The following is a 15,586-nucleotide window of genomic DNA, read 5'->3' on the forward strand; positions in this document are numbered from 1 at the left end:
TGTGACGATTGAAGGATTGGCGGATGAAAAAGGTTGCTGACACTATTCAGTTGCGTGGGCGGTATCATGTGAAAATCGCGATACCCGAGTCGATTAGGGGGCATTGGGCTGGAAAAGATGTTTATCAAAAATCCACCAGATCGACGGACCCGGTTGCTGCCGCAAAGGAGGCGCGGCGCATTCGTGCAATCATGGATGCGCAGCTTGAACAGGCCAAGGCCGAAGAGGGTTGGCGGGCATTGGCCCGACACTTGCCGCCAGATCAAAGGGCGCTGCTGGACAAGGCGGGTGGATTGTCCGGGCTTTTGGATGAGTTCGAGCGAAGCAAGAAAGCACTGGCTTTCTTAGAGGCCGGTAAGCCTGCTGACGCGGGCACTTTCGACGTCGAGGTCGGTCGAAGAGGCGCGCCCACTAAGGTGCTAGTTGGCGAGTTGGCCGACCCAGAAGAGCTACAGGTACAGCAAGCAGAGCACAGCGCCGCCTTAGCGGCTATTTGCGCCCAGACAAACGCGCGGGGCAGGGTGTTGCGCCAGATCGGGCAAGACGTCGATCTTGTCGGTGACGTGTTCAGCTTGCGCGATCTGGTCGAAGATTGGGCACCGTCCGTTGATGCACATACCGCAGAAAACGGGCGTACATACGTCAGACGGTTCACTGAACAGCATGGCGAGATTGGACTACAAGACATTACTGGTGCTCACCTGCGAAAGTTTACCGACGCGCTTAAAGGGCTTCCTAAGGTCCAGAGTGGTAAACGCCGCGATATGACCATTCAGCAGCTTGTCGCGGATGCCAAGAAGACCGGGGCAGATACCATCGGCTATGCCACCCAGAAGAAATACTTCGACATGCTAAAGGGTCTCATGTCTCACGCTGTAGGGCGTCGGTTTGTCGAGGCCGACCCTTGGGCAGGCATGAAGCTGGTTAAGCCCAAGGTAAAGCACAGCGCCGAAAAAGCCCGCCGCGCCTTCACTGGTGAGGAAGTCGCTAAGATATTGGAGTTCGTCAAAGGATCGAACGCGGACCAATATGGAAATACGACAGTGGACCGCTGGGCACCATGGATTGCCGCCTACCACGGGTTAAGACTTCAAGAGGCCTGTCAGCTTCGGACAAATGACTTCGAGGAAATCGGCGGCGTTTGGTCAATGAAAATCACCGATGAAGGCGAAGACCAAAAAACCAAAAATGCGGCGTCCGTTCGTTGGGTGCCCATCCACCCCGCTCTGATTGCAGCCGGTTTGCGGGGCGTGGTTGAAGCCCGACCGGCTGACGCCTTCGCATTCAACCAGTTTGGGCGCTATGCAAAGAAGCTTGAAGAGATGACGCCCGACACTCGTGGGCGCGTCAGCGCCGACTATGGCAAGCGGTTCTCATACCTTCTGCGTTCCAAGCTGGGCATCAAGGACCCCAAGGCGGTCTTTCACAGCTTCCGACATCGCTTTCAGGACGCCTGCGACAATGCCAATATTTCTGACGCGCACCGCCGCTACCTGACGGGTCGCGCCAATAGGGATGCTGTTGAGGGTGGTTATGGTGACGGTGCAGGTATGCAGTACTTGTATCACAGCTTGAAGCAGGTTGATCCACTTGCGGGTTAGGCTGGTTCAGCGCAGAGATGATTTTGCCCGGTTTGTTCTGGGCACGTTTCAGGACAGGGGCATCTGAGGAACTACAAGACACGTTTTAACGATGCGCCCGAAGGTTTGTCGATCCTTCGGGAAGCAATGGATACTGTGGAGTATTGGTAGTGCCCTCGTTAGCGGGTTAACTGGTCACCGGCTTATATTGATAATAGTCGAGTTGCTCTCGTCGAATACCGGGATTTCGGCAGAATACCCTGAAGCGCGAGCCATCTCTTCGAGAAGCTTCATCATGAACAAGTAATGACGTCGGACAACAATAAGCAGTTCATGCTTCTTGCCCCCGTCACCAACCAAACACTGCTCATACAGATGCACTGACAGATTTTCACCGCCATGCGCATTTACCAATCGCCCCCATTGCTCATCCTCGAACGAACCGTATGGTTTTCCGTGAACCATCCGCTTACGGAACAATCGGATTTCATCTAGAATACCATCTGCAACCCATGCGTCACGGACCTGCTTTAGGTGATTTCCTGCAAAGAGAACGCCCATCATTCGGTCTGAAAAAGGTCGCTGCTCTTTGAATCCAGCCATCAATTTAGTGAAGTCATTCACTTTCTTAGACATGTCATTTCGCGCCGCGATGAGCGCGGCCAAATAATCTCGAAGCGAACCGACTGACGAATAAAAGTCGTGCACGCTGGCTGATATCTCAAGGCTGGGCCCCATCGAGAAGCGATGCCCCACAGTCTTTCCGCTAGTGATCGCTCCAAGAAGTTGCATGCTGTAGAAGCTTGATATTCTCCCCATGTGCACTTCAACACTGCGTATCCCAAGCGCAATGTGACGGGCAAGTTCGATCTCTTTTCCGTTTTCGGCATTCATGTTTTTTACTATGGACGACCAAAGATCACCGGCACTTTGTTCCCTTGTGAGCAGTTCGGTAGACCAAGGACGAAAGAACCGGTGGTTTACGCCATTACTAAAACCTTGCTGCTCATAACAGATCGGCTTCACGCCAAGGTTTTTGATCACAGTTTTGATCTGTTGATCGGAGAAAAAACCGATAATGTGTGGTTTTCCCTCAATCGGAACCGGCTCTAAAGCCCAACCCTTGGTTGTTCGGCGCGTGGTTACTCCGCCAGTGTGGTGCAAAGTGAAGGTGTGGTGATCCTCTGGAGGGACCAATTCCTCTTTTAGTTCCAAGTTAATGATCATCCATGTGACTCTGTTTTCATTTCTTTCAACATCGTTGAATTTCTGCCTTCAGCGATCTACCAAAAGATGCATTGAGAAATCGAAATACTCCATGGGGTTTAGGCATGATGTTTACGAAACTTGGTCGAATTCTGGCCGTTCTTTCTATCGCGTTTGGCATCTTGCGTATCGTAATGGCTATCACTGTTCTGTCTTCGGAAGACCCCAGCAGTGCTGCGCGCTATCTCGGCTCCAAGACCACTGGACAGGCAATTGACCAAGGCCTCTACACAATCGTATTCGGTATCTTGGTGGGTGTGTTGACTGACATCAGCAGATCAGTTGCGAAACTGCGGTCTAGCCCATCTGGTAAAGCTGCCGACTAACAGCGCTTTCAACTAGCTGAGTTGTTCGAAGGCCCGCGTCAGCGGGCCTTTTCTTTGCCCCCAATTCGTGACCCGTTTTTTTGCGGTAACTTTGACAAAACGGCAAAAATCGAGTACAAATTTAATACAAAGGCAAAAATGCCAGAAGAAAATAATTCTTATATGTGAGTAGGTTAAAAAGTGCTGGCTGTATGTCAATCCGACGTGGTCAATGCGCTCGGGCGGTCTCAAAACACTATCACTACCCGAGTGCGTGGACTCGAATATTCCAACGGACAAAATGGTGCGCGTCGTTATCGGCTGGCGGACGTTTTTGCCGACAATCAAACCAAAGGAACGGCAACACGTTCCAGCCCTCTTTGAGTTGGCTCACGACGACAGTGAACAGCTTTGGACTGGAGATATTGCCGTACCACGCGCACGCCGCCTCGAAGGCTGGTTGAGAGGTGAACAGGTTGAACGCCTGTTTGGCGCGCGTGTGGCGTTCACCAATGCTCTGGCGGCGTCTGTGCAGTCTTCAGTGCTCTTTGAGCACCTTGAGGCTTTGCGCTTGAAATTGATCCTGACGGACCCGGTTTTGAGATGGACCGTACTGGGTGACGCGGACGCGTTGCCGCCCTTCGAACACTGGGCTGTTCCGTATGCAATTACGAATGCCCGACATGAAAATCTGTATAAAAAAGAGGCAGCATAATGGATAACGGCGAGCAGTTCCGGAACATCGTGTCCGGAGATGAAAAATTGAAAGCGCGTTGGGAAGCAGTCAGCGACAAGATAATGTCAGATGCGTCGCGCCTGTTGGGCGTTGAACTGTCACGTGAGGAAATCGTTGCTATGCCATCGGCGCGACTGGCGGTGCTCACCGATGAAGGACTGTCCGCGCGCTACTTGGATGAGATCAAGCAGCTTGAGGCTGTTCAGGAACAAGTCCGCAAGAACGAGCAACGGGAAGCTGTGGAGGCTGGTGAAGAAGAGGCCCTTGCCAAGTTGAGCCAACTCTCCCCCACGGAAAAAATGACGCGTGCCCGTGAGTTGGGGCTGACTGGTGCAGCACCTGCAGCAGAACCTTCCAGCGTAGCGGATGAAGCGACGTTGCTCCGCAGGGTGCTCACCCTCAACCCGTCGGAGAGGTTGGCAAAGGCCCGTGCTTGGGGCCTGGCATGACCGAATTCGAAAACACCATAAACGCAGTTCGCAAAGCTGGAGGGGCAGTTGCCTCGCATTTCGTGAAAGTGGGCAGCAACTATTACTGCCATCTCAGTGGCGCAACGATCAGCTCAGCGCAGTACAACAGTTTGGTGGCCTGCTTGTCAGCAAGTGGTCATAGCCAGCCGTTGAGCGAAAAAGAACGATCAAGGCGACGCCTTTTGGCCGCAGTAGATCGTGCAGAAGAGCGCGCCGAGAAGAGGCGGGGACGATGATCCCGCTGAACGACAGCGCGTTTCGTAGAGCACGCGCGCGCTACTTTAGACGTCTGGCCCTCTGGAACGCTGCGCGTTTGGCCTGTCACTCATACGAACAGTTTCGAGCAAACACTAGTTCAATCGAACGGGCGATTAGCGTTCAACTCGAAACCGAGTTTCCCCGAGGCACGTAGCCGCTCCTAGCTACGTGCACGTTGCCCCCGCCGTGATCGGGACGGCGGGGGCACAAATAGCCCCACACAAAAAGAGACACCAAAATGAAATATGTCGAGCGTACAAAGTTTCGGCGTGAATGCAGCCGCCTCATCCGAGCATTCACACATGCGCAGGATCACGACGAAGGTCGTTCAGTCTACAAAATACCGTCGGCCATTGCGAAACGGATCGAGTCTATTGTCGGTGCGGACTTTTCTGAGATTATGCAGGACGCGGGGTTTTACCGCCCGCCCGGAAAGCGGCAATGGGCGACGGGTGGACGGACGGAGCATGGCGGTGAAGCAGTCGCATACCTTCGGCTCAACAATAGATTTTGGACTCTCCTGACTGCCATTCTGGCGACCTACGGGGCAGGTAATTCTAACATGGTTCCAGCTTAACTGGCGGTCGCGCATCTTTATTGTTCCTGAAGCGGAAAATGACCGTTTCGAAATCTAAGTGTAATAACCCAAAAAACTCGTTCAATCTTAAACTTGAAGTAGGATTTGTCCCCCGTCGCAGGGGTCGAAGTTTCACTTGAAGTCAATATTTCTGACCGTGAGGGGTGAAATATAACTTGAAGTAACATTTTGAAAATAAACAATAAAATTGAGAATCGTTTCTGACTGTGTTACATATTCATCGTGCCAGTTTGGCGCGCCATGCAATCAGAAAAGGAACGATATGAACGAAACAGAAGACAAGCTTGTGAACGTGACGGATCAAATCGCGCAAGTTGGTCTGATGTCTCTCACACAAGGCAACCGGTCGACGCTGGTCCGTTTGCGCGACGAGCTGACTGAAATTCTGCAACAGGCAGAGCAGTAAATTTGGCAGGCCCGCGTTAGCGGGCCAGACCAACGGCAACTGAATAGGAGTTACAGGCAACATGAAAGATAGTCTGTCCGCTAAGGACAATATGAACGACAGCAACCCGTTTTGTGTTGCCGGTCTGGCCGAAGATGAATTTGAGCAAACACTGCAAGAATACTCGGAAGACCTTGGATGCACCGATAAGGTAGTTTCGATCAAGTCGAGGCTTGGCGGAAAGCCATTCGACCGTTTGCCCGCCAAGGGCGTTTTCAATCAGCCTCCTTCAAAGAGCCTTTATCACACCAAACGAGCGGAGGCCGCGCGTCAGCGTGCGCAGGACGAAGTGCCGGAAGAGCTTGTAGAAGCTAGTCAAACGCTGTTCGACGCCGGGTTGAAGCGCTCCAATTCCGACTATGCAGATGTAGCAGACCACAACGCAATGACGCTCGCATATGCGCTTCGATACCAGACCTGCGGCCTGCACATGGTTGATAGCCACGCCATTGATCCCGGAACCGGCGAAGGTACTGGTTTGCAGGATGGAAAGCAGACGGCGAAGATTCCGCGCGGGGCAGGTTGGCAACTCCGCGCAAGCAATGACCGCGAAAAGATTGTTCAGTTTTGGACGGGCGACGGTCAGTACCCACCGAACAAGAAGGGCAAGATTTACCCCTACGCGCGTGTGAACGCTCCGAGAAATGTTTCGATCACCTTTCCCGAAGGGTGTGGTCTCTTTGTTCTCGACATCGACGGTGAAGAAGGTAAGGCCGCGCTAGCTGCACTTGAGGCTGAACACGGTGAATTGCCGCGTACTGCGAAGAGCGTTAGCGGTTCCGGTGGCTGGCATTTTATCTTCAAGACTGAGCGCCCCATTTTCAACACGGCGTCAGCGATTAGCACTGGTGTTGATATTCGTGGAGAGGGTGGGCAAATCATCGCCGCGCCATCGATCCACAAGAGCGGCAACATCTACCAGTGGGAAGTAACCCCGTGGGATTGCATCGCGGACGCGCCGGAATGGCTCGATAAGCTGGCATTCAATGCAACCAAGTCGCGTCACGATAGTTCGAAAGACAAAGCCGCTGCCAAGACCAAGTCAGAACGGGATAGAACGCAGCCCAAATCCCGCGTCATCGGTAATAGCGCTGTCACCGGGTTCGAAAACATTCTTGATACTATCGGTGATCATGAGGGTGGAGGGGGGTTTGACTCTCCGATCTATTGCGCGGCTTGTTCGTGGTTCGCCGCTCATGGGCCTGACGGTGATTCTTCAGAACTGTTCGATACACTGCGCACCCAGATTGAAGACGCGGAGCGTAACCCCGAACGTGACCGGGCTAAGTACGACACTGACGATTACCTTAGACGTCGAATTGAACAGGCTCGCCAGTTTATCGCCGAACAAAACGTTGGGGAGGACCTCGCTGACGCGAGCCAGGACTTCGAAGCTCAGGCCGGAAAACTTGGAATGAAGGCTACAGACCGGCAGGTAAAAAAGTTGTTCGCTGATGCCATCAGCGCGGGAGTCGACAAGTCGTCGCGCGCGCGCATCACGAAATCAGTTGTAGCGAATACGTCTCTGGGGAAACGCGACCTGAATAAGTTCTGGGACGATCTGGAAAAGTCGCAGGCGCGGAACGAACGTGAGAGAAACAGGAAAGAGCGCCAGTCGATCTGCATTGACGCAGATGAACCAAAGCAGACGAGTTATGCCAAGGATTGTGTGAAAACGGCTAACGCGCGCGATCCGTTCTTGTTCCACTACCTGGAAGAGGCCGCAATCGTTCGGAATGGACGGTTGAAGGTGCTGAACTTCGATGGTCGCAAACACGAACTGGGTAAGGTAACCGTGTTCGAGAGGCCGAAGGGTGAAATGGACTTTCAGCACATCTTTCCACCCGGTGGTGTGGTCAGTGACTTGTTCGCCCAAGACTTGTCTGAGTTTTTGCTGCCGCTTCGTGGTGTGGTGGATACACCTTTCTTTGCGGCAGATGGAACGCTGGTGACTGAGAACGGGTATCATGCCGGTTCAGAGATGTACTTGGATAGCGATTTGGTATTGGACCGCGTTAGCGGTGTCCCGACTGAGGAAGAGGTGAAGAACGCTGCTAAGTTCATCATTGAAGAAGTGCTTGCTGACTTTCCGTTGGGGGGGCTGACCCGCAAGGAGATCATGGAAAAGGCTTTCTCCGATGAGGGTGTTCCTGCCGTCGCAAATGCGTTGGCAATGATCCTGATGCCCTTTGCCCGGAACATGATCCACGGCCCCACGCCGGGGCATATCGTCAACAAGCCTGCGCCGGGTACTGGTGCCGGTTTTTTGGTTGATGTGTGCACCACCATCGCAAGCGGTGCGCCAGCACCTGCGCTTGCTATGCCAAAGGATAAAGCCGAACTGAGCAAGACACTTTCTTCCGCTCTTCTGGATGGTGAACTGGCCATATTCTTCGACAACATCAACCATGAGATGGACTCGGGCGATTTGGCATCAGCGATGACCGCGCCTGAAACGGGGTTCAAATTCCGTATTCTTGGTAAGACGCAGACGGTCATTGTGCATATCCGCAACACGTGGATATTCGCGGCCAATACTCTGACCATGAGTTCTGAACTTCTGCGCCGGTGCATCTTGATTGATCTTGATCGTAAGGACTCAGAACCGGAGAGTTGGACGCCTGCGGATGGATGGCGTCATGCAGATGTGCGAGCGTGGACACGAGAGAACCGGAACGGTCTCGTGCATGCCTGCCTGACTATCATTCAGAAATGGGTCGCAGAGGGCATGAACAAGAGTGATGCCACGCTTGCCAGTTTTGAAAACTGGGCGGGGGTCATGGGTGGAATCCTCAAGTCGTGCGGTGTCGCTGGCCTCATGAGAAATCAATCTGAATTGAAGGGGCTGTCGGACGGTACCGACGATGAACTTGCGGGCGTTGTTCGAGCTATTGCCAAGGCTATGCACGGCGCAAAAGATGCGCGACTCTATGTCGGATCAAAGACCGCAGATGAAGTAAGACAGGGCAAATTCGGCTTGTTCGATATTCTGCACGCGATGCCGGACATTCCACGTCTGGATGGCTGGGGATACCGGGAAGTGCCTACCGGCGACGATCTGGACGTTCAGTATCACAACACCCGCAAGGCAGGTACGCGCTTCAAAGCAGCAGCGAATAGAACCTATCGCGTCACACTCGACGGTAAGGAATATGATGCCCGGTTTGAACGCGAAACCGATACCTCTACCAATTCGAACTGCTACGCATTGGCGCTTGTACCCCGCTAACGCGGGCGAATCCGATATCTGCCGGGAGTTGAAAAATCTCCCGGTCGGATTCCGGGAAGCACCCGGCAACAAAATATTTAATAAATCAATGTGTTGAGGATAACTCACGGGAGACCGGGAGTTCCGGGGGGGGGCGGCGCTCTCGCCCTTTTATTTTGTTTTTTCTTTCATTGCGAAGTTTGTGGTGGCTGCTTCAAAAAAGATTCTACCAGACCTTAAGATAAGAAAAAACTCCCGGACTCCCGTAGAATTTACGTAAGTATCGGTAAAATATAGTAAAAACTGGTCCGGGGGGGGTGATTTCAACTCCCGGCAACTCCCGGAACTCCCGGTGGTTCGTTTCTAGTGCCCCACGTTAGACTATTGAGGCCTTGCGCAACAACTTCCTTCGTCGAGCGCGTTCGCCGGGTTGCTTTAGGTATTCCAAATCCCGTCTGCACTCCTCTTCATGCCATTCGTCACCCATGCTTCTTTGTGGCTCCCTTCCTCCGATATCATGGATAATCCCTCTATACTCAGGACCGTGGACGGATGCCCATTCAGCTTTGAATTTCTGCATTGATAGCCATTCACGATCTTCTCGCCCTTGATCTTTGTAACCTCGCTGCCACGGCTTATGCCCATAGGCACCAAAAGCATCACTTCTGCCTCCATCATACCCAATGATTACTTCACCCCCTCCGTGAACATGGCGAGGATCAGGCATCAACAAATAGCCGTCTCCAAGCTTTCTCCAATGGGTCGAAGTGAGATGCCGTTCCGGATAAAGCCAGTCCTTTTCTGAGGCGGCAATATATCGAAATGCGCGTTTCTTTGTGATGTAGTTGATTTCAATAACTTCTTCTTCCGTGAGGAAGCGCTCCAATTGAATGTCAGTCGCTTTGAAAATGGTGTCACGAAAGAACTCTGGGTTTGGTCTGGTTTTCAGAGGGTTTTGGAACGGATCACGTACCCATGACAGATTTGTTAAGATCAAAACCTTGTCGGGCGACAGGGGAAAATACGTATGCGAAGCTGCGTATCGGATGTCTGGATCGTTATGACCGCGACAGTGCCTCGAAGCCGGAAAACACTCACGGTTATAGACTGTGACAGGGTGATCAGAAATGATCAGCTTAGTGGAAGATTTTGACGCATCGGCAATCTGCCATACACACTCCGTCCAGATCGCACAGAAGATGTTTTGGATTTCCTGCAATCTGATTAGTGTTTCGTTCTCAGTGTGCCCCCCCGTCACTTGACGCAGCCAGCCCAATCCTTTTGGTGTGCGTAGCTTTTGGATGCTCATGTAGGTCATAAGCGACTGAAGTGCGTCCTGCATACCCTCGCGGATACTGAAGTCAGCAAAGTACTCCACTGCCTTTTTGCCATCTAAGTCGACCTTGCCAAAAAAGAAACGCTCGATGTCTCTTATTTCAAGACCGCCCCATTTAATCGTGTACAAATCGTCCTGAGCAAAACAGCGTTTTGGCCCCCATCTTAGGAGGTCTCGTCGGGTATAGGTGCGACCGCTTTGCGTGTGTGTTTCTGGTGAAAGGTCTAAGTAGAAGTGCTGGCTCTGCCCTTCAGGCAAAAATCGTTTCTGATACCATTCGGGGACATAGTGGTTGTGCTTATACTTGGACATGTGTGGAAATATGGTGGGTCAAGCGACTTCCATCAAGTGAGAATTTAGACCAATAATGTCCCCAAATAGAAAGCGAAGTCACAGCAGTATGGCGTCAAGTAAACCGCTTAAAGGAGAATGCATGCCACCCAATTACAGAGCAAGGGCACGAGGTCTACTGCAATCGGCTAGGGCGCTGCTTGACTCAGATGACGAGAAAGACTTGTTACTTGCCTGCTTGTATTTGCGGATGTGTATGGAAGGCGTCACATACGAAAGGGCTCAGCCCTTTGCTGATGACCTTGGGCCAGATGCTATGAAAACTTGGCAGCCAAGACGACTGATGGAACGAATGTTGGAAGTAGACCCGCAAGCGGACAGCACGTCGGACATCAGTTTTGCAAAAAATGGACCAGACGCTGAACCTTCAGAGCCCATGCGGTATCTGGGCACTGACAATGTATTGAATTTGGCCACCTTGAAGAAGCATTACGATGCTTTGGGTTCATTTCTACATATGCCAACACAAAAACAGATCGAAGCAGGTAAGGAGCCAAACAGAGAGAAGATATTTGCGCGTTGTGAGGTGATCTACACTGCTTTGAAGGTAGTTTTGGATTCGTCGCTCTGGAACTTCAACATGACCCAAAAGGGTACGCTAGACTGTTTGAATTGCGGGAAGGAAATTAGTCGTCGGATCGCATCGGATGCAGCAGTGAGGTCGGTAAAGTGTTGGAATTGTGGCGTCACATACGACATGAAATCTATGGATAATAACCAAGTAAATATAGAGCCAAGGCAAATCGGCGTGGAGTGTCCAAATGACGGTTGCAATACAATGACATGGCTTTGGGAAAAAGACGCACACGCCGGTACAAGCTGGTCGTGCCGGGATTGTGGAACCAACCTTCAATTAGCTCTAGGTGTAGCCATACTCCCTCCCAAGGAACCGTGAAGGAATTGATTTGCTTGATCAGTCGCCGCTGACGCGGCTCTGTACAACTCGCGAGTGTTGCATAGTTAATGTATATACATATCTAACGTGATCGGCGCGTTTCCCACCGCCGCTAAACGGACATACCAAGCCAACAACGAGAATCCACGAATTTAGCAAAAGTTTAGCAATTACAGCGAGTTACGGGAGGCTTGGCTGGGTAATAATATTGCGCGGAATCCGAGGAACTCGGCGAAGAATCGCGCTCTAGATTTTATTTAACAAATACAGATGCTTACATAATGTATCGCAAAGTATGAATTTAACATAATGGCTGTTATGGTGCGTTAATACTCGCGCTATGTAAGGCTAGCATAGCTTGGTCAGCAGGGGGCAATACAAACCCGCTAACGCGGGTCATGCCTACATGCAGAATCTCCACCAAATCAAGTCGGAATCCACCCAATACGACCACCTCGAGGGCCTTGAATGGTAAACTTAATGTCTCGTCTGACGATGCGACATAGAGATCGTCCTCGTCAGCGGTAGTTTAATGTAATAAATACAAGTAAAAACAGTTACTTAAAAGGTTCCTGCGGGGGTATGGGTTACCCCCTTCAGATCGGGCCCGTACCTGTTCACAAGTCGGAGTGCAACTTCGTTAAGTCCATTTCATGCAACCTCATAACGATTAGAGACTCATACCCGGAAAAGACCCCCCCCACCTTCAGTTTTGCAATGCGCGACTTTTGAGTCACAAATTTCTTAGAATTGGGTTGCAGTGCCCGCAGCATCACCTGCTTTCAAGACCGCACAGCGTGCCGTTTGCGATCTAGACCGAGACACCAGCGGTGCGCCTCCGACCTTCGCTGCACACGCTTATTCTGTTTGCAATCGGCCACCCAGCTGCCCTTCGATGTACGGGCAGCTCCGAAAGCGACGCGCAGCGGCCATGCACAAGGAACGGACCTCGTTAAGTCGGTGGCATACCTTACGTCCGTTCGGTGCAGTTGGTTCTAATGCTACCCTTGGAAGCAGTAACTGCAGATTGTGCCCATTTTGCGAAAAAAAGCGATCGTGACTACTCCCGATAAAGAACCATAGCCCTTCTCGCTCGCTCTGAATTGATCCGGGACGAGTCCCGGATTCGACTTAATTTGTCGGTGGCGCTTGCTCAACGACTCACGCTAAAGATGTGTTTCCCAACAAATAGATCAGTGGCGGAGAAACTCATGTTAGACGCGTCAAAGCACTGTTGCCCGCAGTTTTTGAACCACTTAAGAACGAGGGAAGCTGACCGCAGACGAAATGCTCGTTGTCTATCGCTCTGCGATCAGCCTAGTTAGGTTAGAATCGAATAGGTAGACTAAACCATGTTCTGGTTAAACAGTCATTAACCCCCAGCACGCCAAGGTCGAAATGAATAAAAATTTGAACGACATCTGCCAAAATCTGATTGATGGGAGTGCGAACGAAGCTCAAACCCGCCACGAAGTCATTGACCATATTCTTCATGATATATTTGCTTGGCCAAGGGCCATAACTAAAGTCGAAGAATATATCGCGCCCGGCTTCGCGGACTACGTTCTGACAAAGCAGAATGGTGATTTTCTATTCTTCATCGAGGCGAAGAAAATCGGCAAGTCATTCACTCTCCCTTTCCCCCACAAGAAAGACGAGACTCATTGCTATATCGACATCAAGACTCTCCTTACAGACGAAAACATAAACCCCGCGATGAAACAGGTTCGTGAGTACTGTATGGACACAGGTTGCGAGTACGGAGCGATCACCAATGGAGTCGAATGGGTAGCTTTCAAGTGCTTTGAGAAGGGCAAGCGCTGGGATCAACTTAAGGCCTTTGTAATCAGAGGGCCGGAGTTTTTTACTAACGATGAGATCAAGGCGAAGAACATTTTTTCCTACCTCGCAATCACTGAACACTCCTCTCTTCCAGGTGCATTGTCCAGCGCCCCACCAAAGGACAGACAAGTGTTTGTTGCGAAGGATAGAATTGCCGCATACTCCCATCCCATCTCAGCAAACCGCCTAGCTACTGCTCTGCGTCCGATCGCAAACAGACACTTCGGTGTGATCAACGATGACCAAATAGAGCTCATGGATCGATGCTATGTTGCCGATCGAGGGTTTGCTCAAGTCCTAAAAGGTATGCGCTCCCTAATTAAAGACTCACTTACTCCCTATTTCGAGGAGTATGGCGTCGAGCAGTTAGAAGATACTGGAAAAGGAGGCGCGATTGGGGGGCGTATAACAAAGAACATCAAGAACTCTAGAGGGGGTGAGGTACTTGTTCTATTCGGAGGTAAAGGAGCGGGAAAATCTACTTTCATAAGACGGCTTTTAAAGCACAACCCTCCTAGATGGTTGAAGGAGAATTCGGTCTCTGCTGTAGTCGATATGTTGGATGTGCCCGAAGACAAGGAGAAAGTACATTCTGAAATATGGCGGCGTCTTGTTTCCGACCTCGATGCCGATAATATTCTTTCCTCACCTAGGGATGTCCTGCTGGATGAGTTGTTCTATGAGAAGTTTTCCATTGCTTCGAAGCAAGAACTCGCGGGCCTCCCAAAGGGAGGAGAGCTTTACAATGACCGCCTTAACAAGCTGGTTGCCGATTGGAAGAATGATCTAGAGTACTGTGCAAAATGCTTGGCAAACCGATGCAGCGCAAATAGCAAAGGCGTCGTCGTAGTTATTGACAACACAGACCAATACAGCGGGCCGATTCAGGATTATTGTTTTACTACAGCTCAAGAAATTTCCCGAAGCCTTTCGTGCGTCACGTTAATATCAATGCGCGAGGAAAGGTTTCACAACTCCAAAATTCACGGTGTTCTCGATGCATTTCAAAATTCTGGCTTCCATTTGAGTTCACCTAAGCCATCGACGGTGTTTTTGAAAAGGCTTGAATACACAATAGAGATGCTACGTGATGCAAATCGTAGAAGTGAAATTACTTATGTCAAGAATGACAACCTCATTCATGATATATGCACATATTTGGAAATTGTAGCAGACGGAATTCGCGCGGCAGACTCTCCCTTGAATAACTTCCTGACTGCATGTGGGCACGGTGACATACGTCTCACTTTAGATCTTTTTAGATCTTTTCTACTGTCCGGTTACACCAATGTTCAAGAAATGCTGGACGTAGGTCGTTGGTATTTTCAGATCCACCAAGTACTCAAGCCTGTCATGGTTCCTACAAGGTATTTCTATGATGAGCAATTGAGTGATATTCCAAATATTTTTCAGGCAAGAGATAGTCGTTTATCGTCCCATTTTACTAGCCTTCGTATCTTGCGAAAACTGTCCAAGAATATTGGTTCGGGATCCTCCGAATATGTCCCTCTAGCTGAGTTGAGGGCATATTTTTCGGAGAGGTTTCGAATGGTTCCTGATTTTAATCTTTGTGTTGATGTGTTGCTTCGCCACGGGTTTATTGAGGCGAACAACAGGCTTGACTACTTTGATGACTCCGTAGATCGAATTAGAATTACAAACTATGGGGTGTATATGCTGACTGATCTTGCGTTTACGTTCACGTACCTTGATCTTATTTGCACCGATTGCAACTATTTCGATGAGCAATCCTGTAACAGCATTACTGAGCTCGCAAATGAGGAGTACAGGCTTTTCTCAGCGCGTAAAAGAACCGACAGAGTAAAGGTGAGATTAGATCGAACCGAAGCATTTTTAAATTACCTTACCAATGAGGAACAGAGAGAGATTGAAATTTTCAATCTGGATATTCCTCACGGTGAAAGCTTTAGTGAGAAACTCTCGACTGCGTTTGAAGCGGAAAAGCTTCGTGTGTTAGCAAGCGCTGAGAGGCAGCAATATAACCGCCGAAGTTAAAGAACTTGTTATGAGCTGCAAGGTTGGTCGATCTATGAGTCAGTCATAACCACGGTCGGCTTTACAGCTCTCCCTGTTAGAAGGCTGGAAAAAGAACGCAGATCGGACGCGTCCGATCTGGGTTGCGAACTGCCGAATGTATCCGCAGCATCCAGTTGATACGGCAATGACGGCTCTGGGTTCATAGCAGCCACAGACAGGCATTCTTACATTCGGGCTCTTAGCTTTGAATGCACCGACGAAGGCTGGAAATTGCGTCTGCCAAAGCCGAATTTTAACA

Annotated in this window: 11 protein-coding genes; 9 read left to right on the plus strand and 2 right to left on the minus strand. The window is 50.7% G+C overall.

Features of this window, described 5'->3' with window-relative positions; genetic code table 11:
- The first annotated feature begins 23 nt into the window (after positions 1–23).
- A complete protein-coding gene (locus AC2FD9_RS01410) occupies positions 24–1,601 on the plus strand; it encodes a hypothetical protein (protein WP_496835015.1) in 1,578 nt (525 codons plus the stop codon).
- A 174-nt stretch (positions 1,602–1,775) separates the two neighbouring features.
- Here AC2FD9_RS01410 and AC2FD9_RS01415 read toward each other — a convergent pair whose 3' ends face one another.
- Entirely contained in the window at positions 1,776–2,807 is a 1,032-nt protein-coding gene (locus AC2FD9_RS01415; RefSeq protein WP_496835016.1) for a hypothetical protein, read from the minus strand.
- 104 nt (positions 2,808–2,911) lie between these two features.
- On the opposite strand from AC2FD9_RS01415, the gene AC2FD9_RS01420 reads away from it, so the two are divergent.
- The 6 genes from AC2FD9_RS01420 (at position 2,912) to AC2FD9_RS01445 (ending at position 8,887) form a co-directional block, all read left to right on the plus strand.
- Positions 2,912–3,172: a hypothetical protein gene (locus AC2FD9_RS01420; RefSeq protein WP_496835018.1), complete on the plus strand. Its 261-nt coding sequence runs from the start codon at positions 2,912–2,914 to the stop codon at positions 3,170–3,172.
- A gap of 283 nt (positions 3,173–3,455) precedes the next feature.
- Entirely contained in the window at positions 3,456–3,866 is a 411-nt protein-coding gene (locus AC2FD9_RS01425; RefSeq protein ID WP_496835020.1) for a hypothetical protein, read from the plus strand.
- Positions 3,866–4,336 (plus strand): hypothetical protein, encoded by a 471-nt coding sequence (locus tag AC2FD9_RS01430; protein WP_496835021.1) that lies wholly within the window; start codon positions 3,866–3,868, stop codon positions 4,334–4,336. Before AC2FD9_RS01425 ends, AC2FD9_RS01430 begins: the two co-directional genes overlap by 1 nt.
- Positions 4,333–4,593 carry a hypothetical protein gene (locus tag AC2FD9_RS01435; protein WP_496835023.1) on the plus strand — a complete coding sequence of 87 codons (261 nt, stop codon included), beginning with the start codon at positions 4,333–4,335 and terminating at the stop codon, positions 4,591–4,593. Before AC2FD9_RS01430 ends, AC2FD9_RS01435 begins: the two co-directional genes overlap by 4 nt.
- Before the next feature lie 882 nt (positions 4,594–5,475).
- Entirely contained in the window at positions 5,476–5,619 is a 144-nt protein-coding gene (locus tag AC2FD9_RS01440; RefSeq protein ID WP_496835024.1) for a hypothetical protein, read from the plus strand.
- Positions 5,620–5,680: 61 nt separating this feature from the next.
- The gene (locus AC2FD9_RS01445) at positions 5,681–8,887 is read left to right on the plus strand and encodes a bifunctional DNA primase/polymerase (protein ID WP_496835025.1); all 3,207 of its coding nucleotides are present in this window, start codon (positions 5,681–5,683) and stop codon (positions 8,885–8,887) included.
- A 355-nt stretch (positions 8,888–9,242) separates the two neighbouring features.
- Here the strand turns inward: AC2FD9_RS01445 and AC2FD9_RS01450 are convergent, their stop codons facing one another.
- Positions 9,243–10,514, minus strand: coding sequence for a DUF4238 domain-containing protein (locus AC2FD9_RS01450; RefSeq protein WP_496835027.1), 1,272 nt, complete (start codon positions 10,512–10,514; stop codon positions 9,243–9,245).
- A gap of 121 nt (positions 10,515–10,635) precedes the next feature.
- Here AC2FD9_RS01450 and AC2FD9_RS01455 point away from each other — a divergent pair, with 121 nt between their 5' ends.
- A complete protein-coding gene (locus AC2FD9_RS01455) occupies positions 10,636–11,448 on the plus strand; it encodes a hypothetical protein (RefSeq protein ID WP_496835029.1) in 813 nt (270 codons plus the stop codon).
- Between the two features lie 1,398 nt (positions 11,449–12,846).
- Positions 12,847–15,306, plus strand: coding sequence for a hypothetical protein (locus AC2FD9_RS01460; RefSeq protein WP_496835031.1), 2,460 nt, complete (start codon positions 12,847–12,849; stop codon positions 15,304–15,306).
- Positions 15,307–15,586 lie beyond the last annotated feature (280 nt).

This window comes from Ruegeria sp. YTSC230, from assembly GCF_059609665.1.